We start from the raw sequence: 22,401 nt of genomic DNA, 5'->3' as shown, positions 1-22,401 counted from the left end.
AAAACAATAGCTATTTCCACTCCACTTTTTTTTTAATTGTTTTTCTAAGATTAGTAAGAGATTACTGATGTTAGAAAAATAGTTAAAAAAAGAATATTTTTGATTATTTTTCATGTTGATTATCTTGTATTGATATAAATTCATCATTAGCCGAGTAATATTGGTTGTTAGCATAACCAGTCAATTTTACTTTATTTTCTCTATCAATATGAAATAATTAATAAAAAAGAGATTTATATTTTATATGGGTTTCTTTAACTGTCTACAATAGCTATTAAAGTATTCTCCTTCAAATCTTTAATAGCTATTTTTTAACTTTTTCTTTAAAGGTATTACTATTTTTCTCAAATATTCAAATTATTATTACTTTAATTAAATTTATATTTATAAAATACATAATGTGAAATAAAGCATTAGGAGTTTTTTCGATGAGCTGTTATAAATATTGGGGTAAACTTGAAGAAATTGCCAATAAGTTATCAAGTTATGGTGATTTGGATAAATATGGTGACTCAGCACTAGATGATATAAATATTGAGGAAATCATTGAGATATTGGATGATGTGGAAATCATTGCTCATGATAAGACAATAGATTTTGACTCCGCAAAGCACATTCTTGATGATGAGAAGATGAATAATGCATTAAAACTGATTAGAAAATTTTATGTTTATGTTGGGGCAAGGCTTGAAACAGAGAATGCACAAAAAATTTTGGAATCTGATAATCCTATAGGGACTCTTGATTCATTCCATTTTTATAATCGGTATATTGGATTAATTGAAAATGAAAGTCAATTGGCTAAATTCAATGAAGATAAAACATTTGTATTTTTAGGATCAGGTCCACTTCCGTTAACTTTAATCATGTTTAATAAAGTATTTGGATGCAAATGTATTGGCATTGAACAGATGGAAAATGTTGCAGAGCTTTCAAGAAAAGTCTTGAAAAGACTGGAACTTGATGAGGATATTGAAATAGTTGTTGGTGATGAAAAAGTCATTGAAGACTTGGATTATGATATTCTGATGGTTGCAGCACTTGCTGAGCCAAAAGATAGGGTTTTTGCAAATATTTGGGAGTATGTTGATGAAAAAACACCGGTCATCTATAGGACTTATACTGGAATGAGGGCTATTTTATATGCTCCTGTTTTGGATAAGGATACTCGGGGTTTTCATAAGGAAGTAATGGTTCTTCCAACAGGTAACACCAATAATACCTCTGTTTTAATCAGAAAAATAATTTAATTTTTTCATGATTCCAGATTGCTCTGGAATCATTCACGACCTTTTTTTTGAAATTTCTATTTTTTTAAGTAACAATGGGTATGAATCTATCACAGAAGCGATTTATGAATATTGATAGAAATTTCTGTGTTTTTGATAATAACTTGTATTATCAAATATAATAATGTCATAACTATTATATATCTTTTTTTATTTAAAATTGGAGCAATTTTACTCATTCAGGACAATTTTACTAAATTTAATCAATTTAAATATATATCAATCTATATTAATTACATTATCAAAATATAAATTCATGAAAGGAATTATTGGAGCAATAACAGGAGATATTATCGGATCAACTCGAGAATTTTACCCAATCAAAACCAAAGATTTTGAATTATTTACTCCTTATTCAAGAGTTACTGATGATAGTATATTGACACTGGCCGTTGCCAATTGGCTGTGTGAAGATAAAAACTTACAAGATGTTTTAATTAAAAATTTACAATATTTTGGGAATAGATATCCTGATGCAGGTTATGGTTCAAGTTTTGGGGGGTGGCTGGTTCAGGAATCACCTAAACCTTATGACAGTTGGGCTAATGGTTCTGCAATGAGGGTATCTCCATGTGCATGGGTTGCTGACTCATTGGAAGAGGCAAATGATTTGGCATATAAATCTGCAATAGTGTCACATGATCATCCAGAGGGTATTAAAGGTGCCCTTTCAACTGCAGATGCAATTTATCTTGCAAGGACAGGAGCAAGTAAGGATGAAATTAGAAATCATATTGAAATGGTATATGCTTATGATTTGAATCGTAGCGTTGATGAAATAAGGCCGGAGTATTCATTTGATGTTTCCTGTGCGGGTAGCGTTCCGGAAGCCATAATCTGTTTTTTGGATGCAAAAGACTTTGAAGATGCGATTAGAAATGCAGTATCTTTAGGTGGTGATGCCGATACTCAGGCAGCTATTGCAGGCAGCATTGCATCTGCATACTGGGATGTTCCACAAAGAATATATGATGAAACAGTTAGCTATTTGGATGATTTCTTGTTGGATGCATTTAATAGATTTGAGGCTATGATGATTAGAAAAATAAAGAATTTGTAATTTGAGTGATTATTTTTGCCATATAAAAAGGGCAATGGATTGGTAGGTCAAAAGATTAAATTCAGTTGACCTACTTTTTTTTGTGATTTTTTCAATGGGCTGTAAGCGCAGCTGATGAAAATGTAACTAAAAATGACGGAATAGAAAATCAAATAAAGTCTTAACAAATTGACAGTATCTTGTTAAAAATCATTATATATTTATAACTTTTTTAACTAAAATTATATTATAGCTATTTCAGATTTATTTTCGGATGAAAAAGTTAATACTGGAAGGCAGGTCGAACTTGATATTGCCAAGGCATTTGCCATTATTTTCATGGTTTTTTTGCATACTATTATGGTGGTTAAGGCATACAGTCCGGGATTAAGCTCCGCTTATGAATTTGTATTCGGTAATGTATTGGGAAGACCCTATGCTGCGGTCATTTTCATGTTTTGTATGGGTGTTGGGGTAGTATATTCAAGGCACAGCCAATGGGACACCATGGTGAAGAGGGGAGTGACATTATACCTTTCAGGTATTTTGGTGAATGTGTTTGAGTTTTTCGTACCTCACTTTCTTGCCGAATCTCTTGGTATCGATCCCACTCCGTTTACTATAGATGGTGGATTATTGCTGTTTTGTGTTGATATCCTAGCATTTGCAGGTATGGCATTTGTTTTGATGGGAATCTTAAAGAAATTCAGATTTTCAAACAAGAAGTTGATTATTGTTGCAGTTGTACTGTCCATAATGGGGTCCATGTTAAGGTTCACCGATTTCGGGAATCCTGACATTAACTTGATTTGTGGTCACTTCTTTGGAACTAAATTCACTGCTTTTCCTTTATTCAACTGGTTTATTTTCCCAATTGCAGGGTATATTTGGGGACAATACTTCATCAGAGCCAAGGATAAAACGGAATTCTTTAAATTTTGGCCGATTTTAATGGTGATTTCTCTGATTTACTTTTTTGTATCTTCAAATTTATGGGGAGGGGTCTTTTCGGAGAATGTTCACTTATATTACTTCTTAAACACATTGGATGCAGTATTCTGTATAATTAATGCTCATGCTGTAATTGGTCTATGTTACTGGATTGTTAAATATCTGCCTGATGCAGCTATTAAGACATGTTCAATATTGAGCAGCAACATCAACAAAATTTATATTGCTCAATGGTTCTTTATACCTGTAACAATAGTTCTCATTGAATCTTTCGCTAAAGGTGTAGTATTGAATGATTTGATAACAGCCGTAATCTCAATTGTTATGCTAATCATATCCACTGCAGTTGCGCTACTTTATAAAAAATTGAGGGCTTCTATTAGTTAATCAGGGAGACATTGATATAAAAAGAATCAGTTTCATCAAAAGCTTGAAATGTAAAATAATGCTGTTAATGTCACTTATCCTAAAGACACATTATGCTGTAAAATGTAATTTTTTATGATTGACATTAACAGCTATTATTTGCATGATTTGTTATACTATTGCTTTATTTTGTTTTTTTTTTGTTTTCTCTTGATTTTTTCTAATTGGTTCATAAACCTTTCGTCATAGTTTCTTGCAACATCTTCGTATTTGTTCCAAATTCCGATTGCAGTTTCGGGAATAACTTCACGCTTGTCTTCACTAAACTTGGTGTAGGTATGCATCATCTCTTTTGAATCGGAAATCAGCACTTTTACAAAGGGAATATCTGCTTTTTGAATGTTGATGTCGGCATCTTTAAACATTTTAATAATGTCAATTTCCTCATTGTTGATGTAACATGTCGATGAAGCTAGTATATTCACTTTCAAGACACGTCTTTTCTTAAATGCCTTAATTAGTGCTTCACCTTCACCTTCAAAGAGAAATCCTATTCTCATGTTGACAGTATTTTTTGCTCTTTTTATGATTTCCACTTCCTGGTTGATGATTTTTTCAACGCTGTATATTCTCCATATTGGGGCTTGAACTTGACTCATTCCGTTTTCATATATGTTGGTTAGTCGTGTTATTGTATCATCAATTTGTGAGTCAATTTTTTCTTTTTCACGGCTCAGCACTTCGACTGGAGATTTGACATTATATGTCAATGGTCTTCCATCTTCAACATCAATGAAATTTTTCTTGATTAATCCTTTCAATACATCATATATTTTACTGCGAGGAATGCCTGATTTTTCAGCCACTTCACTCGCTGTCGATGAAATTAATGATGTGAGTGTTAAATATGCTTGAGCCTCATACATTGTAAGTCCTAATCCTTTTAAAACAGATATATTCTCGTCCATAATTTTATTATTTTTTTCATGCTATATATTTATTACTACTTTTTACCCTTGAATAGTGACAAAATGTTTATATACATCCTTTTTGTAATTTATAATTAACAAAAAAATGAGGTTATTATTATGGCAGACGGATTAGATATGTTTTGTTATCAATGTTCCCAGACCGCTAAGGGTACTGGTTGTACAGTAAGTGGAGTTTGTGGTAAAAAACCAACAGTTGCAAGACTTCAAGATAATTTGATATTTACAATGAAAGGAATTAGTGCATACAACTACAATGCAAACGTTTTAGGTGCATATGATAAAGAAATCGATGCATTTTTAACCAAAGGATTATACACAACATTAACTAATGTCAACTTTGATGTAAATGATCTTGTGGCACTTGCATTGGAAGCTGGTGAAAAAAGCGTAGCTGTAATGAGATTATTAAAAGATGCTCACATTGCTGCTTACGGTGAACCACAACCTGTAGAAGTTAAAGTGGGTGCACAGGAAGGACCTGCAATTATTGTAACCGGTCACGACCTAAAAGCACTTGAAGAATTATTGAAACAGGTGGAAGGAACTGACATTAAAGTTTACACTCACTCTGAAATGTTGCCTGCTCACGGATACCCTGGACTCAACAAATACGAAAATTTGGCTGGTCAATTAGGTGGAGCATGGCACGATCAAAGAACAGTCTTTAAAAAATACAATGCAGCTATTGTTGGAACAAGTAACTGTGTATTGCCTGCACTTGATGCATACAAAGAAAGAATGTTCACCATGGATGTAGCAAAACTTGAAGGGGTAAAAACCATTGAGGATTATGATTTTTCAGAAGTAATTGAATGTGCAAAATCTTTAGGATCTTTAGAACCTGAAGAATTAACCACTATCACTACCGGTTGGAGTGCAGGAGCTATTGTGGAACATGCTGATGCAATCAAAAAATTAGTTGAAGAAGGTAAAATCAGAAGATTCTTTGTTGTGGGTGGATGTGACAAAGCAGCAAAACACAATGACTACTACAGGGAATTCGTACAAAACTTGCCTGAAGATACTGTTATTTTAACTTTAGCATGCGGTAAATATAAATTCAATGACCTTGATTTAGGAGACATTGAAGGAATTCCAAGACTCTTGGATGTGGGTCAATGTAACGATACTATTGTTGCTGTTGATGTTGCACTTGCATTATGCGAATTGTTTGACATGGAATTAAACGAATTGCCTTTAACAATTGTGCTCAGTTGGATGGAACAAAAAGCTGCAGCTGTGCTTTGGGCGTTGTTATACTTGGGAAAAACCGATATGTGGATTGGACCTGTACTTCCTGCATGGTGTAATGATGACATTCTCAATGTATTGGTTGGAAATTACAACTTGACTCCAACATCAGGAGATGCAATTGCAGATATTAAAACAATTATGGGGGAATAACTTATGAGTGAGGATATTAAAGCGAAAGCTTTAGATATCCAATCCTTATTGGATTATCAATCAGATAGTGTAGTAAGCCGAGAAGTAATCAAGAAAGAGCTTGGAACAGTAACATTCTTTGCCTTTGATCAAGGTCAAGGATTGTCTGAACATTCAGCTCCTTTTGATGCGATGGTTCAAATTATTGATGGTGAAGCGGAAATCACAATTTCTGGTGTCAAACATACTGTTAAAGCAGGTGAAATCATTATCATGCCTGCTAATGAGCCACATGCACTACAGGCAGAAAACAGTCCATATAAAATGATTTTAACCATGATTAAGAGCGATTAGTTTCATTTTATTATTTTTTTTAAAATATTATAGGTGATGGAATGGCATGGAGATGTAAAGTTTGTGATTATGTGTATGAAGGCGATGAATTGCCTGAGGACTACGTTTGCCCATTATGTGATGTGGGTCCAGAATATTTTGAAGAAATTAATGAATAATTTCTTTTAACTTTTTTTCCACCAAATCATTATCCAATCGGCTTTGTCCTTGACGTTATAATATTTTTTTGATTTTTTATCATAACTTAGAATTCTTTTTAAATAATCTTTCAACAGCTCTTTTTCTTCATCGCTGTAAATGTCCAGTCTGAACTTTCCGTTGTCCATGGCGTCTTCAATGCTGTCATATTCACGGTAGTTGTTCAAGTCAAATCTTTCGATATTTGCATAGATTCCCATATTGAACAGTATGTTGAAGAAATAATTGTAGTCTGGAAAATCTTCGGTTTTTATTCCAAGCTCTCGGTCAAAATCCTTTTCGATTTTCTTGTTTTCAGGTCCGAAAATGGTTATGAAAACATATTTACTGGCAATTTTATCTAATTCCATCAATACTTCTTCTATGGGTATTATTCCATTCAAGGACCTTGAGCAGACCACTACATCAACATCCCCAATTTCTGAGTATTTTATCTCTTCTATAGGTTTTAAAATAGTCTTGATATTTTTGATGTCATTGTCTTTAGCTCTTTTTTCCAGATATTCTAGCATTTTTGGAGATGAATCAAGTCCAATAACACTTTTAACCTTACGGGCTAAAGGAACTGTAACTGATCCCTCACCGCAGCCGACGTCCAATACTGTATAGTTTTCATCTAAAATTAATTTATCAAACAGTGCATCGTTATAGTCTTCTTTTTTGGTATGCCTATAAAATCCTGGAGCTGCCTTATCCCAATCTTTATCAATTTTATTTGCCAGTTTTTCAGCCCAGAAACTGGCCCAGTCTAATTCATTTGGGTTTTCAATACACTGTTTCATATTCACACCTTTGTTTTTCCGGTTAAGATATTTTTGTAGTCTTCATAGTTTTCTTTAAGAATTCTTGGGATATCCAATTCATATGGGCATTTGTCAACACATGCATAGCATTCTATGCAGTTTTCTGTTTGAGCCATTGTTTTTTGCCATTCTTCAGTTAAATGGGGTTCTGTCGGAAATCTCCTAACCCAAAGTGACATTCTGGCACATATGCTGATTTTAATTTCTTCAGGACATGGCATGCAGTAGCCGCATCCTCGACAAAAGTCCTCGCCCAATTCCTTTTTGTCATTTTCGATTGTTGATTTCAATTCATCATCTAAGACAGTGGTGCTGTCATAGGACAGGAATTCATCAAGCTCGGAAATCTTTTGAACTCCCCAAATAGGCAATACGTTGTCAAACTGATTTAAAAATGCAAAACTCGCTTTTGAATTTGTAATCAATCCTCCGCCCATTGCTTTCATTGCAATAAATCCAACATCAAACTTTTTACATTTCTCCACCAATTCTATCTCTTCCTCTCCGCTTAAGTATGAAAATGGATATTGTAGAGTTTCATAAAGTCCGCTTTCAATGGCTTCATGGGCAAATGTAATTTTATGGGTTGTAATTCCAATATGTCTGATCATTCCTTTTTCTTTCGCTTCAAGCATTGCTTTAAATAATTCATCATCTTTTTTAGGAACAAATGAAATGTTGTGGAATTGATATAAATCCAAGTAATCTGTCTTTAAGCTTTTAAGTGAAGTTTCCAAATCGCTCCAAAACACTTCTGGTGTTTCAGCTGCAGTTTTGCTTGCAATATAAATCTTTTCACGAGGTATATCTTTAAAAGCATTTCCCATTTTTTCTTCACTGTCAGTGTAAAAATGGGCTGTATCATAAAAATCAATCCCATTGTCATATGCTTTTTTAAGTATTTCAACCGCTTCCTGCATTGTGCATCTTTGGATTGGAAGGGCACCAAATCCATTTTTATTTACTTCGAGATTAGTTTTTCCAAGCCTCATACTATCTTAACCCAATTTAATTCTTAATCTTTATATATCTTCAATAAGATAAATAATATTGCTTATTTTTATAATCGAATTATTAATTGTGATGATTAAATGAATGATTTAGAAGAAATTATCTATAAACATGCTTTGCTAAATGCAGCCAAACATAAGGGATCTGCAAATCCTGGAGCTGTTATGGGTTCAATCATGGCAAATGAGCCTGAATTAAGAAGCAAAGCAAAAGAAATTGGTCCAATGTCAGGTAAAATTGTAGCAAAGGTAAACGCTTTATCTCCAGAAGAGCAAGCCAGCGAAATGGAAAAGTTAGGTGTAGAAGTTCAAGACAAAAAACCAAAAGCTAAAGAAGTTGGACTTCAGGAACTTCCTGGAACTCATGAAAATATTGTTCTACGTTTTGCTCCAAATCCAAGCGGTCCGCTACATATTGGACACTCCCGTGCAGCAGTTCCAAATGCCGAATATGTAAAAAGGCATGATGGAAAATTGATTTTAAGGATTGAAGATACCGATCCAAAAAGAGTATATGAACCTGCTTATGAAATGATTCCTGAGGACTTGGAATGGTTGGGAATCAATCCTGATGAGGTTATTTACCAATCCGACAGATTTGAAACATATTATGATTATGCTCGTCAGTTAATAGAAAAGGGTGCGGCTTATATGTGTACCTGTGACGGCGCTGATTTCAAAGAGCTTAAAGACAACTGTAAAGCATGCCCGTGCAGGGACAATAGTGTTGAAGAAAATCTTGCATTGTGGGAAAAATTTGACACTATGGATGCGGGCGAAGCTGTACTTAGAGTAAAAACTGATATTACCCATAAAAATCCTGCAATTCGTGATTGGGTAGCAATGAGATTGGTTGACGAAACTCACCCTCGTTTAGGCAATAAATACAGAATTTATCCTATGATGAATTTCTCTGTTGCGGTGGATGATCATTTGATGGGATTGACTCATGTTTTAAGAGGAAAAGACCACCTTGCAAACACTGAAAAACAAAAATATCTATATGACCATATGGGATGGGATGTGCCTGAGTACATACATTACGGTAGACTTAAAATGGAAGATATTGCACTAAGCACTTCCAAAGCAATGGCAGGAATCGAAGATGGAACCTACAGTGGATGGGATGATCCAAGACTTGGAACTTTAAGAGCTATTGCAAGAAGGGGAATCGACCCAAGAACCATTTATAATTTGATAACTGAAATTGGCGTTAAAATGGCTGATTCAGCTATTAGCTGGAAGAAGATTTATGGTTTGAACCGTAACTTTTTAGAACCTGTGGCGAATAGGTATTTCTTCTGTGAAGATCCTCAATTAATCACTGTTGGAGGATATGAAGGCGGTAAAGTCGACATTGAAAGACCACTTCATGCAGACCACATGGACAGGGGAAATAGGATTTTACCATTTGACGGCAGTGCATATCTTGCAAAATCAGACATTAACGATGGAATATTCAGGTTAATGGATGCTGTGAATGTGAATATCGATGGTGATGAAATAACTTATCATTCCACTTCATTTGAAGATGCAAGAAGTGTCAAGGCAAGAATTATTCAATGGGTCCCTGTTGATGACAATGTTGATGTTAAAATTGTTATGGATGATGCATCAATTAAGACAGGACTTGGTGAAGGTGCACTTCGTGATTTGAAAGTTGGAGATATTGTTCAATTTGAAAGAGTTGGATTTGCACGTCTTGATGAAATTGCTGATGATGAATTGATATTTTACTTTGCACATAAATAGGTGAATATAATGACAATGTTTTCAAATGGATTTTCCACACTCCAAATGCCTGAAGATTTTGAACCGGTTGCAACTAAAGATGAATTTAATGACATGTATCTTGTAAATACCAAAATACCTATGTCCATTAAATTTTCAACCACTCCTACACTTGTTGGCCTTCCGGACATCAAGGCGGATATTGAAAAAAATATAAAAAACAATACTCAAATAAACTTAATCGCTTCCGATTTCATACCTATTAATGATGATATTTATTATATGGTGGTCTCTTCATTTTCAGATGGTGAAAATGAGATTCGCCGTAATGAATTTTTATATGTGGAAGACAATAATTTATATATTTTCGAATACACCTATCCTTATGCAGATAGAGAATTGGACGATTTTTATTTAAATGTCATTCGTTCCTTAAAAATCATTGTTCCAAAATATATTGTGGAAAATGGTAGCTATAAATTGAATAAGGATGAATGAATTGAGCATTTTTTAAATGCTTATTATTCTCTTTTTTTTTAAAAATAAGTTACAAGTTAATAAAAATATATTTAGATGTTTATATGTGGTGATGTTTAGTAAAAAAGGTATTAGTATACCTTTTTCACATCAGACGGTTTGATAACAATATTTTTTCTTCTGTATTTTACAGATATATCATTACCATTAATTGCATAAACTTGGCTGGAATAAGTTTCTCCTTGATGATTGTAAATAATTTCATCACCTTTTTTAAGAACAACTTCATTGTTATTTAATTTTATTTTTATATTGTCTCTTGAAGGTTTTTCTTTAATAGGAGCAATCCTTGATTCTTTAATTTCTGGTTGAGGTTCTGGTGTAGTTTGTATCACGTCAAATGCTTTTGGTGTTTCTTCAGGTACTATTGGTTCTTCGAAATCATGTTTGTGATACTCTTCGTATGTTGCATAATCTGCATGAGTTTCATTGATAATCGGAGCAAAATCCTCTTCATATTCATTCACATTTCTGATGAATTCTTCTTCAATTACTTCTTCCTCTTCAGGCTCTTCGAATGTGAGCTTTTCTTTCACATTCTTGAATATTTTAGAACCTTTGATTGTATTGGTGATTTTATCTAAATCTTTTCTATAGTCTAAATCACTGTCATATTCTCCAAATACCTTTTCATCTTTCAAATCCTCTCCGAATTTGTAATCCTCTTTGATTTTTGTTGGAGTTTTAAGATTTGGCTCTTTAATTTCCTCTTTTTCATTGTCATTAAGTAAAGCGTCAGTAATGCCAGCACTTTCTGAAATGCTTTCCACTTCTTCTTTACTTTCTTCACTTGCAGTAGTTATTGCCTCTTCGATATCTTGAGATGTTACTGTAGGCGCTTCAATTTTACTTTCTTCACTTTCACTAGATTCTACTGTTTCAGGTACTGAATCTGATTTAGTTTCTTCTGATACAGGTTCATTAATAACCTCAGCAATTGTTTCTTCTTCTGTGCTTTCAGTGATTGTTTCAGTAATGGTTTCTTCTTCTGCGCTTTCGGTAATAGTCTCGGCAGTAGTTTCTTCTTCGGTTTCATTAAGAATATCTTGAATTGTTTCTTCTGGAATGTCATCGATAATTTCTTCAATATTTTTCTCTTCTTGTTTTTGTTTTATGCTTTCTTTAAGTTCGGCGAGTTCCTTATCTTCAGAGTCATTTTTATATGCTTCTTTTTCGCGTTCACTATCTTTTCTTTTTGATTCTTTGATTAATTCATCAATTGTAAATAAATCTTTTAACTCATGCTTTTCAGGTTTAGGGTCGTTATTTTGGCTCATAATATCCATCTGGCTTTGTTTAATTGGTTCTTGGAATTTTTCTACGGTAGTACCATAATCAACAAGTACTTGATTTTGTGATTCGTATTCAATATTTTCGTAAGTGGTATTGTCAACTTCATAAATTGCAGGTTCTTCATAATACACATTACTTGTTGAAGAATTTTCACTTTTTAAGCTTTTGGGTTTGGATTGATTAAGATTAGTTGGATTATTGGAATTATCATCATTATCTTTAGATAGCATACTTTTTCCGGAAGAAAATACTTTAGTTAAGGATTCTGCATCTTCAAGTATTGATCCTTCATCATTTTCCAGCTCTTTTCCTCTGTAGTGCAATTTAACTAATATTATTGCAATAATAGCTATAATTGCAATTGTTACCCAAATTAATATAGTTATTCCATTCATTTTTCCAACTTCCTTATCAATGTTTTTAGTATAATATATTTATGTAAAATAGTTAATTTAAATATTTTCATATGATGGCTTTTTGTTATAAAAATATCTTCTTGACAATTTTTTTTGAAAAGCATTTAATACATCTGAAAAATAATCATTCATTTTATATATTGAGAAAATAAAATATAAATTAGATTAATATTTATGAGGTTTAATCATGGTTGTAAAAATTAATGAAAACTATCTTAAATTGAAAAGTAGTTATCTTTTTGTTGAAGTAGCAAGAAGAGAAGCAGAATTTAGAAAAGCTAATCCTGATGCAGATATTATTAAAATGGGTATTGGGGACGTTACAAAACCGTTAGTACCGGCTGTTATAAAAGCATTTCATGCAGCAGTTGATGAAATGGCTGATGCTGAAACATTTATGGGATATGGTCCTGAACAAGGTTATGACTTTTTAGCTGAAGCAATTATTGAAAATGAATATAAAACATATGGAATTGATTTAGACACTTCTGAAGTTTTCATTAGTGATGGGGCAAAAAGTGATACAGCAAACATCCAGGATATATTTGGAATAGATAATAAAATTGCTGTTACTGATCCTGTTTACACTGTATATGTTGATACTAATGTAATGGCTGGAAGAACTGGAGAAATGAAAGATGATGGTATGTATGAAGGATTAACATATCTTAAATGTAATTCCGAAAATGATTTTGTTCCTGAACTTCCATCAGAACCTGTAGATATTATTTATTTATGTTATCCTAATAATCCAACAGGCACTACACTTACCAAAGATCAATTAAAAGTATTTGTTGATTATGCAAAAGAAAATAATGCATTAATATTATTTGATGCAGCTTATGTAGCATTTATCAATGAAGATGATGTTCCTCACTCAATTTATGAAATTGAAGGTGCAAAAGAAGTAGCTATTGAATTTAAGAGTTTTTCCAAAACTGCAGGATTTACAGGAACCCGTTGTGCTTACACTGTTGTTCCTAAAGAATTAATGGGATATGATTCCAAAGGCAATGAAGTTGAAATTAATCCATTATGGAACAGAAGACAAACCACAAAATTCAATGGTGTATCTTATCCGGTTCAAAAAGCTGCAGAAGCAGTTTACTCTGATGAAGGTAAAAAACAAATCGGTGAAATCATTGAATATTACATGGAAAATGCTAAAATCATCAGAAAAAGCTTAACTGACCTCGGTCTTGATGTTTATGGAGGAGTAAGTTCCCCTTACATTTGGGTAAAAACTCCTAATGATATGGATTCCTGGGCATTCTTCGATTTATTATTAAATGAAGCAAATGTTATTGGAACTCCTGGTTCAGGATTCGGTCCAAGTGGTGAAGGATATTTAAGATTAACTGCATTCAATACATTAGAAAATACCAAAGAAGCAATGGACAGAATTTCAAAATTAGAATTTTAGGTGTTAATATTGAAAGTAGTCGAAAAACCAATAACTATTGAAAAAGGAGATTCTTTCAAAGTATTGCTATCTAAATATGGTGCATTATCTTTAGATAAACAGGAAAATTTTTCAGAATTAATCGGTGAAAATGTTGGTCAGTTAGATCTTGAAAAAGGAGTTATCTCCTTTGATGATATTACTATTCCAGTTCAGGTTTTAGGGTTTTTCTCTAAAGACTTAAGTCAATGGTGCTGGGCATGGGATAATGAAGATATTTTCGGTGAAAATTTAATCAAGGCATCAAAACAAATACGAGATATCGGTGAGGAATTTGAGGTGGCTGAATTCACCTCTCCAATTCTAAGGTCTAACTATGATGATTGTCATACTGTGGCAATGGTTTCAATAGCTCTATTAGATATGGATGCATATTATGCGGTTTCTGAAGAGGGAATAGATATATTTGTAGCTATTAAATCCGATTTGATTGAAGAAAATAATTCTGTCACAAAATTTAGGGATACTTATTATACTTTCCAAAAGAATTTCAATATTCATCCAAGAATTGCTTTTGAAGCTTATACAAAGCTTAAAGGATATGGATTTAAACCTCATGATGATTTTGCTCTAGCAAAAATCGGTGAAAGCCGTGTAATGGCAGGATTTACTGAAAGAGGAAATGTCACTCGTATTATAGTGTTTGGTGATGATGAGTGATGATATTATGAATCCGGATTTAGCTGAAGAAATTGAGTATATGATTAATGCCCTTTCTAAATCTGGTTTTTTTAGCACTGAAGAAATATTGGAAATTTTGGAAGATGAATTTATTGGGGAAAATGTAGATTTTTCTCAATTTAATATCTCTTTAAATGACTTTGACGATACTAATTTCAATAGATTGGATGATGTTTTCAATTCATTAACCTCTAAAAATATCGTAGCCATTCATAATTGCGGTTATGATATAAAAGAGGGTGTTAATGATGCTTTTGAACTTTATGTTCATTTGGTAAACAACAAGTACTTTCCAGATGGTTTTTGTTTTTATACTTTTGAGGATGTTGAACAGGCAATTCTTGAAGAGAAACTAAACATAACTTTTGGTGATTTTGAAAGAAATGAAAATAAAGCCTTAGAAGTTGGAAAAATGGTGTATGATTCCTTTAAATCAGAAGGTTTTGAATTGAATTGGGATGAAACTATTGACAACCAAATAGAATTAGTTTCATTTAAATGGGATAAATCTTATGATGGCGAAAAGGAATTTGAAATTGAAGGAGCATATGAAAATTTTACAAAAAGGAGTGGTTAAATGAATGGCAGGTCACTTAAATTAATCAGGGATGTAATTATTAATTCAGGTAAATTGACTTCAATAGAAATATCTCAGGACTCTATTTACTTGGAGTTTATGGATGTTGAACTTGGAACTCCAAAGGAAACTGAAGATTTCTCTTTAACAGCTCGTTTTGCAGTTGACTCCTTTTTCACAGTATTTTACAATAATATCTGGGACATTGAATTTTTTTCAAAATACGATTTTAAAAATCAGTTGCTTAGTGAAGACGTTCTGTTTGATGTAGAAGATATTAAATTTGTCGATTTTGAATATCTTAATGATTTCTTCTATGATTATAAAAAGGAAAAATCAATTTCTGTTGTTGATGATTTTAGCATTCACAACATACGCAACGATTTTTTCATGTTGGTCAAGACAAAAGAGATTGCTATTGTTGTTGGTGGAAATCAACTTGATTTCTTTACTAAACATGAAAAATTAGATGATGCATCTCTAAGGGAGCTATCCAATCAGTGGATGCTTTACTTTTTGGAATATCATCTTAAAAGAAATATTATTAAGGATCCAATGTGTGAAAATCATCCATTGACATATCCTAAAGAATAATTTTCATTCTATTTTTATTTTTTCTTTATAAATTTTAATTTTGTGGTTGTTTATTTTTTGAGTTTCTAAAAGAAGATATTAAAATTTTTAATTAATTTTTTAATTTAAAAAAAGTTTTTAGATGTGGGATATGATGAAATTGTAAATATCTCGCACACCTGAAACAAATCCGTTATATTCGTTATTATGAATATTGCTCATATCGTCTTCAATACGGTCATCCACTTCTTTTAAAAATGTTGTATTGTTGTAATCATGTGATGAGAAATAATGCACTTGAATTGCATAATTTGTATCTTCTCTAGGGAAAACATAATTAACACCAATATGATTCCAGGATGTATTTGTATCTTTTGATGGATTTGAGAAATACTGTTTTGAAACAGGAACACCACTTGCAGTGGCATTTTCAGTTTTAAGAACTTTGTAATTTCCATTTTCCATCGATCTAAATTTCGCTTCTGAAATTGATGTTATGTGGTCTTCGGGCCAATCATCCCAATGGTCAATATAAACGTATTCGTTTGTAATGGCATGAGGAGTTTTGGATTCATTGGTTAAATTCAACTCATCTGTTGTATTCCATGCTTGGGGTACAATTGTTGCGCTATGGCCAAATTCAACAGTCCTATCAGTATTGACGCTTAAGAAACTATTTATACTATTGACATTCGCTGCAAAAAATATAATAATGATTATGAGTATTACTCCACGTATCATGTCTCCTCTTCTCATTATTTATTCCCTCCTTTATGCTCTGTTTTAGACCATTTTCTTTCTTTTCTTGTAAGCATTGTTACCATAGTCATAAAAAATAATGGAATTAAGTGGAAACAATAAAGATAATATTTTACAAGGTCTTTGATGTATTCTCCTATTGTGGGTTTGTCTCTTGAAAGAGCAATTAGGATTCCTGGGAAAAATGCAATCATTGATAAGATTCCCACAATAAATGGTGCTTCCATTCTAATAACTGTAGTTTGATGGAAAAGGAACCATGAAATTGCATTGGCTATTGTCACTAAGAATCCGAAGAAAATTAATAAATTAAAACTGTAAAATGAAATGTGCTCAATGATATTGTATTTCTTTCCGATGGATATTTTTGACCTTACAATCTGGGGCAAATAAACAAATAATGTTTCAAAGTTACCGATAGCCCATCTGATTCTTTGTCTGAAAAATGCTCTCCACTCAGTAACTGCTTCTTGATAAACTGCACATTCACCGCAATAACGTATTTGACCTCCATTAAGGATAATCTTTATTGCTAAATTCAAATCTTCAGTAACCGCAAATCCATCCCAACGACCTGAATCTATAATGGCTTGTTTTCTTACAAATTGTCCATTTCCTCCTAAAAATCCAGTAGAATCGAGATTGTCTTTTGCAATTAATGTATTTCCAAAACTTGCAAACTCCACATGTTGCATACGGGCCAAGAAATTTTCATTTTTGTTCCACATTTTAACCCTTGATTGAACTCCATCGATTCCGTTATTGAGGTATTGGACAATTGTCATCAAATAATCATCTTTGATTTGTGTGTCTGCATCAAAAACACCAATCACCTCTCCTTGTGATAATGTCAATGCATCGTTTAAAACAAAACCTTTTCCTTTACCTGACCTTGGAGGATGTCTTGTAACGATTTTAAGTTCCGGAATTTCCTTTTTTAAATCAGATAATATTTCTCCAGTACGGTCAGTGGATCCATCATTAACGACAATAACTTCAAAATTAGATTCTCCATTTTTAGTATAATCTGAATCACAAACACTTCTGACAGTTGATTCAATTGTGTACTGTTCGTTGTGTGCTGGAATAAATACGCTTATAAATGGAAGGTCTTCTTCTTCAAATGGAATAACTTCCTTTTGTTTTTTGAGACTTACGATGGAATTTATAAGCATTGCTAATGTTGGAATTAAAAGCACCCATTGAAGCCATGTAGCATTTCTGCTTAAAATAGCTATGATGATTAATGCTATACAAAGAATTAACAGAAAACTGGAGTCAGATTTCTCTATTAAAAGTTCCGTATTTTTTTCCTGTATTTTATTTTGTGCAGTCTGAACACTTAATATGTTCTGTTCATGCTTTTTCAATGAAACTGCCATAGCTCTTTGCAGTTCATCTTTATCTACAGGTTTTAGTAAATAATTATATGGATTACTCATTAATAACTGGTCTATTGTTGCATCAAAAACATCCCCAACAATAATGATAACTGGAACATTGAAAAGCTCCAAATCACTTGCTGTTTCAAGCAAATCTAAACCTTGCTCTTCAGTATCTAAAAATATCAAATTTGGAGATAGTTCGTCTACTTTTTTAAAGATTTCATCTTTTTCGGATGCTGACCCTACATATTCGTATTCGTAATCTTCGACGTATTCTTTAATTTGTGACAGCATCAATTCTTCAGAGCTGATGGTGAATATTTTAGGTTTTCCTTGGATTAATTTTAGTTCAGTCATTTAAATCTATTGAGTAAATCCACTTGCATCATTCAGTTTGTTTTCTTCTAGTTTTGCTCGGTTAATAGTTATTTTAAGAGTTTTGTCTAATTTGTTTATGTCATATGGTTTTGAAACAAAGCCGTAAGATCCTTTTACATTGGATTTTTCAAAAGTATCTGTGTCGGTGTTTGCAGTTAAATAGATTACAGGTATTCTTAATTCAGAAATTACTTCTGCAGCTTCTATTCCTTCCATATCTCCTTTTAATTTGATGTCCATTAAGACAACATCAGGTACTTTTTCTGCTGCAACATCAATAGCATCTTGACCAGTATCAACTGTGTCAATTACTTCGTAACCTAAATCTTCTAAACTGTACTTTAAATCTAATGCTGTAATTGCTTCATCTTCAACAATTAAAATTCTTTCATTCATTTTCTACCCTCACATTTAAATTTTTTTTTATTATTATATATTGTTTTTTATTTTTCAAGTTATCCTTCAATAGTATGGTCCATATAAACTGGGAAAGTTAGTTTATATCCTGTTCCATGTTCATGTTCGAACAGCTCTATATGTCCATCTAATTGTTTTGTAAGATTTTTAATGATTTCACAACCGAGATTTTTAGTAATTTTATCGGGATCATTTATGCCGACACCATTATCCTGAAGGATGAGTTCTGCGTTTTCATTGTCGATTTTGGTTATCTTTTTGGTAATTTTCTTGTTAGGTTTGGTTTTATCTGGGAACGCATGTTTTATTGCATTCATTGTTAATTCATCGATAACCAGTAATAATGGTGTGATAACTTCGATTGTTAAAACTAAATCTTCATCCACTTCTGATTCAAATTCAATTCCATCTCTTAAACCAATTAAACTTCTTAATTGGCCGTCTTGGTCTTCAATATACTCTTTTAAGTTGATATTCTTGAAGTCAGTAGTATTATATGTTTTTTCATGAAGAATAGCAAGAGAGGATAATCTGGACTGCATATGATCAATAATTATGCTTGGTTTATCTTTATATGCTCTTTTTTCGAGGTTTAAGAAACTGTTTAGTACCTGTAGGTTGTTTTTAACTCTGTGGTGAACTTCTTTTATTAGCACATTTTGATGTTCATTTGCTTCCATCAATTCTAGCTGTTTTGTTCTTTCTTCAGTAACGTCAGTTAAAAATCCAATACTGTGTGTATCAGAACCAAATTCGAATCTTTCGAGATATATTTCACATATTTTTTGGTTATTCTCATTTCCTTTTACATTATATGTGAAAGTCTCTTCAAGTTCGTTGATTTGACCGTCAATGAGTTGTATAATATTATTTATTACATCTTCCTCAACAATATTTTGTATTACTGCACGGGAATGGGAATAATCTTCTGGATCCTCTTCAATAAGATGGTAAAATCCTTTTGAAAATTCATATTGTTTTGGATTTAAGGGTTCAATAAGCAATGCTAATTTTTTACTATTTTTAAAACCGCTTAACAAGAAATCAACAGGTCTTGTAATCTTTTTATGTGAATAAGTGGTTACATCTTTAATTAATCCATAACGACTAATCAGATTACCATTATTATCAAATTTAGAGTATAGGTTCATTTCAAGATATTTCAATGTTCCGTCATGGGTTCTGATTCTAATAATTGATTCGTAGTGGGAAGTTCCAGAATCCATGATTTTGTTGATTTTTTCGATTAATGGTTTATCTTCAGGGATTGTTAAATCGAATATGATGTTATAGTATTCATCGTATTCGTCTCTTGGACGGTTAATGATGTTATAAATACCTTGAGTCCAGGAGTATTTTCCATTGATTTTATAATAGCTTCCAGTTTGTGCAAAATATTCTATTAAATTAGCCTTGTCTTCATCACGATTGTCGTCTTCTGGAATATATAATGTGCTTTCGCTTGTATCGATATGGTCTGAAAGGATGAAAATCCGACCCATTTCATAGATTATTTTAACATTTGTGAGTCTGGCTAATTTTTCTTTATGGTGGTATAAGAATCGCACATGTTTTATTTCATGAGTTTTATATACTTCGAATAATGCTTCATGAAGAAGTTGATGAAACATAGGGGAGGCTTTACTCAATAGTCTTCCTTCAATATCTTCTTGCCGAATATTTCCTCTTTTAAGTGCACTATTTCCCAATCCATGTATGATAAAATCTTCCCCATCTTTATATGGTACGAAAATGTTTATGTCCGTTTTAATATTTTTCATTACAACTGGAAACGGTATTTTTTCCATTTCAAATTCTTTGGGCGCCTGTATATAGAATTCTTTTTCATGAACGTCATAAACGTTCACTTCTTCGACGTTCTCCAATTTTCTATATTCTTTATGTATTCTCATTGTAATCCCTCAATTTCGTGTTCAAAAGTTTTTGGAAATGTTAATCTAAATCCAGTTCCAACGTCAAGCTCTAAAACTTCAATTTTACCATTTATTTGTTTTGTTAGGCTCATTATTATCTCCCAACCTAAATTATGGTTAATTAATTTTTCAGGACTTTCAATACCAACTCCATTATCTTTTAAAATTAATTCACAAGTATTATCATTGATATAATCGATTTTTTTGTAAATTGTTTTATCTTCCTGATTTTCATTAGGAAACGCATGTTTTATTGCATTCATGGTTAATTCATCAATAATTAAAAGTAAAGGTGTGATGATTTCAATGGATAAATGAATTTCTTCATTAATATATGATTTAAATTGGATATCTTTTGCTGTAAAGAGGTTTTGAAGGGCTTTCAAGGTTTAGAAAACTGTTCAATACCTGTAAGTTGTTTTTCACCCTGTGGTGAACTTCTTTAATTAAGATATTTTTGGTTGCATTTGATTCAATTAATTCTTTCTGTTTTTGGCGTGCAATTGTCACGTCGGTTAGAAATCCGATACTGTGAGTTTTATTTCCGTAAGTGAATCTTTCGATGAATAATTCACAAATCTTTTGATTTTCTTCATCACCATTGACATTAAAAGTTAGAATAGTATTTATCTCTTCAATTTCACCATTAATTAACATCTTAAGCTTTTCTCTAACGTTTTCTTCTTCGATATAATCAATGATACTTTCATTGTGAACATAATCCTCTTTTGGCATTTCGATGATTTTATAAAATCCTTCGCTAAACTCATACCTTTTGCTTAATGGTTCCACTAGTAAAGAGAGTTTGGAATTCTGATTAAAACCATTCAACATAAAATCAACAGGCCGGGTCATATGTTTGTGTGAATCGACACTGATGTCTTTAAATAGTCCATAATGGCTTATTTCTTCACCATTTGAATCGAATTTGGAGTAAAGATAAGTATCCAGATATTTTATCTGGCCTCCAGGTGTTGAAATCCTGATGATGTTTTCATAGGTATCAGTTTCAGGGCTCATGGTTTCAAGTAATTCTTCAACTAAAGGCTTGTCTTCAGGTATAACCAAATCAAAAATTATATTATAAAATGCGTCCCTTGGCTCTTTGGAACGATTTATAATGTTATATATTCCTGGTGTCCAAACATATTCGTCTCTTGTTTTATAATAACTTCCGGTTTGGGAGAAATATTCTATTAAATTAGCTTTATTTTCATTATCCTGTAATTTCTGTTCTTCTTCACTAATTTCTGCTTCTGGTTTATTTTCTTTTAAATCGGAAATTAAATATATTATATTGTCCTCTAGAATGATGTGTATATTTGTCAGTGTTTGAATTCTATCGCTTATGTAATAGATTATTCTTAAGGCTTTTGTATTTCCGGTTTTATAAACCTCTTTTAAATCATCTTTTAAAAGATCATAGAAAAATGGGGAGCATTGGCTGAATAATCTGTACTCTACGTCTTCAAGATTAACATTTGCCCTTTGAAGCATGTTCCATCCAATCCGTTCTATTATAAAATCTTCTCCATCATCAACTGGTAAAAATACATCGATATCTGCAGGAACATGTTTCATAAGCTTGCTAAAAGGAACTTTATCGGGTTTCATTACTTGAGGGGCTTCATGATAAAATTTTGAAGAGTCTACATTATGAACTCGAATCTCCTCTATTTTTTCTAGTTCTCTATATTGTCTTTCAATATGCATGCGTATTACCCTAAAGTTTTTATTAATACATACTATATTTATAATTCATTTAATATTTATAGGCTCTTTCAAAAACTTAATTGATTTTGATTAAAAAAATTTTTGAAGAGAAACATTATTTTCTTTTCTAATTTTTCTTTATTTTTAATTTAAAAGTAGT

At 32.2% G+C, this 22,401-nt stretch carries 22 protein-coding genes; 12 read left to right on the top strand and 10 right to left on the bottom strand.

Annotation, left to right across the window (positions count from 1 at the left end; genetic code table 11):
* Positions 1-428: 428 nt before the first annotated feature.
* The 3 genes from QZN45_RS03810 to QZN45_RS03800 all read left to right on the top strand — a co-directional run bounded on the left by QZN45_RS03810 (position 429) and on the right by QZN45_RS03800 (position 3,666).
* Positions 429-1,250, top strand: coding sequence for a nicotianamine synthase family protein (locus tag QZN45_RS03810; protein WP_296811250.1), 822 nt, complete (start codon positions 429-431; stop codon positions 1,248-1,250).
* Between the two features lie 295 nt (positions 1,251-1,545).
* The gene (locus QZN45_RS03805; protein ID WP_296811248.1) at positions 1,546-2,349 is read left to right on the top strand and encodes an ADP-ribosylglycohydrolase family protein; all 804 of its coding nucleotides are present in this window, start codon (positions 1,546-1,548) and stop codon (positions 2,347-2,349) included.
* Positions 2,350-2,574: 225 nt separating this feature from the next.
* Positions 2,575-3,666 (top strand): acyltransferase family protein, encoded by a 1,092-nt coding sequence (locus QZN45_RS03800; RefSeq protein ID WP_342764026.1) that lies wholly within the window; start codon positions 2,575-2,577, stop codon positions 3,664-3,666.
* 155 nt (positions 3,667-3,821) lie between these two features.
* On the opposite strand, the gene QZN45_RS03795 is transcribed toward QZN45_RS03800, so the two are convergent.
* Entirely contained in the window at positions 3,822-4,613 is a 792-nt protein-coding gene (locus tag QZN45_RS03795) for a TrmB family transcriptional regulator (RefSeq protein ID WP_296811245.1), read from the bottom strand.
* Between the two features lie 120 nt (positions 4,614-4,733).
* Here QZN45_RS03795 and hcp point away from each other — a divergent pair, with 120 nt between their 5' ends.
* Genes hcp through QZN45_RS03780 form a run of 3 tightly spaced genes read left to right on the top strand, consistent with a single transcriptional unit; the run spans position 4,734 to position 6,532 of the window.
* A complete protein-coding gene (hcp, locus tag QZN45_RS03790) occupies positions 4,734-6,041 on the top strand; it encodes a hydroxylamine reductase (RefSeq protein ID WP_296811242.1) in 1,308 nt (435 codons plus the stop codon).
* A 3-nt stretch (positions 6,042-6,044) separates the two neighbouring features.
* The gene (locus QZN45_RS03785; RefSeq protein WP_292882961.1) at positions 6,045-6,374 is read left to right on the top strand and encodes a cupin domain-containing protein; all 330 of its coding nucleotides are present in this window, start codon (positions 6,045-6,047) and stop codon (positions 6,372-6,374) included.
* Positions 6,375-6,415: 41 nt separating this feature from the next.
* Complete coding sequence (locus QZN45_RS03780; protein ID WP_292609934.1) at positions 6,416-6,532, top strand: rubredoxin-like domain-containing protein; 117 nt, start codon at positions 6,416-6,418, stop codon at positions 6,530-6,532.
* Between the two features lie 6 nt (positions 6,533-6,538).
* Here the strand turns inward: QZN45_RS03780 and QZN45_RS03775 are convergent, their stop codons facing one another.
* Positions 6,539-7,354: a class I SAM-dependent methyltransferase gene (locus QZN45_RS03775; protein WP_296811239.1), complete on the bottom strand. Its 816-nt coding sequence runs from the start codon at positions 7,352-7,354 to the stop codon at positions 6,539-6,541.
* A 2-nt stretch (positions 7,355-7,356) separates the two neighbouring features.
* Positions 7,357-8,367 (bottom strand): aldo/keto reductase, encoded by a 1,011-nt coding sequence (locus QZN45_RS03770; RefSeq protein WP_292609938.1) that lies wholly within the window; start codon positions 8,365-8,367, stop codon positions 7,357-7,359.
* 99 nt (positions 8,368-8,466) lie between these two features.
* On the opposite strand from QZN45_RS03770, the gene QZN45_RS03765 reads away from it, so the two are divergent.
* Positions 8,467-10,137, top strand: a complete 1,671-nt coding sequence (locus QZN45_RS03765; RefSeq protein WP_296811235.1) for a glutamate--tRNA ligase — start codon at positions 8,467-8,469, stop codon at positions 10,135-10,137.
* A gap of 9 nt (positions 10,138-10,146) precedes the next feature.
* A complete protein-coding gene (locus QZN45_RS03760; protein WP_292881160.1) occupies positions 10,147-10,614 on the top strand; it encodes a hypothetical protein in 468 nt (155 codons plus the stop codon).
* A 110-nt stretch (positions 10,615-10,724) separates the two neighbouring features.
* Here the strand turns inward: QZN45_RS03760 and QZN45_RS03755 are convergent, their stop codons facing one another.
* Positions 10,725-12,341, bottom strand: a complete 1,617-nt coding sequence (locus QZN45_RS03755; protein WP_296811233.1) for an ATPase — start codon at positions 12,339-12,341, stop codon at positions 10,725-10,727.
* A gap of 208 nt (positions 12,342-12,549) precedes the next feature.
* On the opposite strand from QZN45_RS03755, the gene QZN45_RS03750 reads away from it, so the two are divergent.
* Genes QZN45_RS03750 through QZN45_RS03735 form a run of 4 tightly spaced genes read left to right on the top strand, consistent with a single transcriptional unit; the run spans position 12,550 to position 15,676 of the window.
* On the top strand, positions 12,550-13,785 hold the full coding sequence (locus tag QZN45_RS03750; protein WP_292881154.1) for an LL-diaminopimelate aminotransferase: 1,236 nt from the start codon (positions 12,550-12,552) through the stop codon (positions 13,783-13,785).
* Positions 13,786-14,484 carry a DUF6882 domain-containing protein gene (locus QZN45_RS03745; protein ID WP_292609946.1) on the top strand — a complete coding sequence of 233 codons (699 nt, stop codon included), beginning with the start codon at positions 13,786-13,788 and terminating at the stop codon, positions 14,482-14,484.
* Positions 14,477-15,082 (top strand): DUF6891 domain-containing protein, encoded by a 606-nt coding sequence (locus QZN45_RS03740; protein ID WP_296811230.1) that lies wholly within the window; start codon positions 14,477-14,479, stop codon positions 15,080-15,082. Before QZN45_RS03745 ends, QZN45_RS03740 begins: the two co-directional genes overlap by 8 nt.
* Positions 15,083-15,676, top strand: a complete 594-nt coding sequence (locus QZN45_RS03735; protein WP_292881146.1) for a hypothetical protein — start codon at positions 15,083-15,085, stop codon at positions 15,674-15,676.
* Positions 15,677-15,793: 117 nt separating this feature from the next.
* On the opposite strand, the gene QZN45_RS03730 is transcribed toward QZN45_RS03735, so the two are convergent.
* The 6 genes from QZN45_RS03730 to QZN45_RS03705 are packed head-to-tail and all read right to left on the bottom strand — an operon-like array spanning position 15,794 to position 22,241.
* Positions 15,794-16,411: a hypothetical protein gene (locus tag QZN45_RS03730; RefSeq protein WP_292609951.1), complete on the bottom strand. Its 618-nt coding sequence runs from the start codon at positions 16,409-16,411 to the stop codon at positions 15,794-15,796.
* Positions 16,411-18,156 carry a glycosyltransferase gene (locus QZN45_RS03725; protein ID WP_296811228.1) on the bottom strand — a complete coding sequence of 582 codons (1,746 nt, stop codon included), beginning with the start codon at positions 18,154-18,156 and terminating at the stop codon, positions 16,411-16,413. Before QZN45_RS03725 ends, QZN45_RS03730 begins: the two co-directional genes overlap by 1 nt.
* A gap of 6 nt (positions 18,157-18,162) precedes the next feature.
* Positions 18,163-18,573 (bottom strand): response regulator, encoded by a 411-nt coding sequence (locus QZN45_RS03720; RefSeq protein ID WP_292609955.1) that lies wholly within the window; start codon positions 18,571-18,573, stop codon positions 18,163-18,165.
* A 59-nt stretch (positions 18,574-18,632) separates the two neighbouring features.
* Complete coding sequence (locus QZN45_RS03715; protein ID WP_296811224.1) at positions 18,633-20,507, bottom strand: histidine kinase dimerization/phosphoacceptor domain -containing protein; 1,875 nt, start codon at positions 20,505-20,507, stop codon at positions 18,633-18,635.
* On the bottom strand, positions 20,504-20,914 hold the full coding sequence (locus QZN45_RS03710) for a sensor histidine kinase (RefSeq protein ID WP_342764025.1): 411 nt from the start codon (positions 20,912-20,914) through the stop codon (positions 20,504-20,506). Before QZN45_RS03710 ends, QZN45_RS03715 begins: the two co-directional genes overlap by 4 nt.
* Positions 20,868-22,241 (bottom strand): histidine kinase dimerization/phosphoacceptor domain -containing protein, encoded by a 1,374-nt coding sequence (locus QZN45_RS03705; protein ID WP_296811219.1) that lies wholly within the window; start codon positions 22,239-22,241, stop codon positions 20,868-20,870. The genes QZN45_RS03710 and QZN45_RS03705 overlap by 47 nt, the downstream gene beginning before the upstream one ends.
* Positions 22,242-22,401 lie beyond the last annotated feature (160 nt).

The sequence above is a fragment of the uncultured Methanobrevibacter sp. genome, from assembly GCF_900314695.1.
Lineage (GTDB): Archaea > Methanobacteriota > Methanobacteria > Methanobacteriales > Methanobacteriaceae > Methanocatella.
This window is presented reverse-complemented; position numbering and strand designations above follow the sequence as displayed.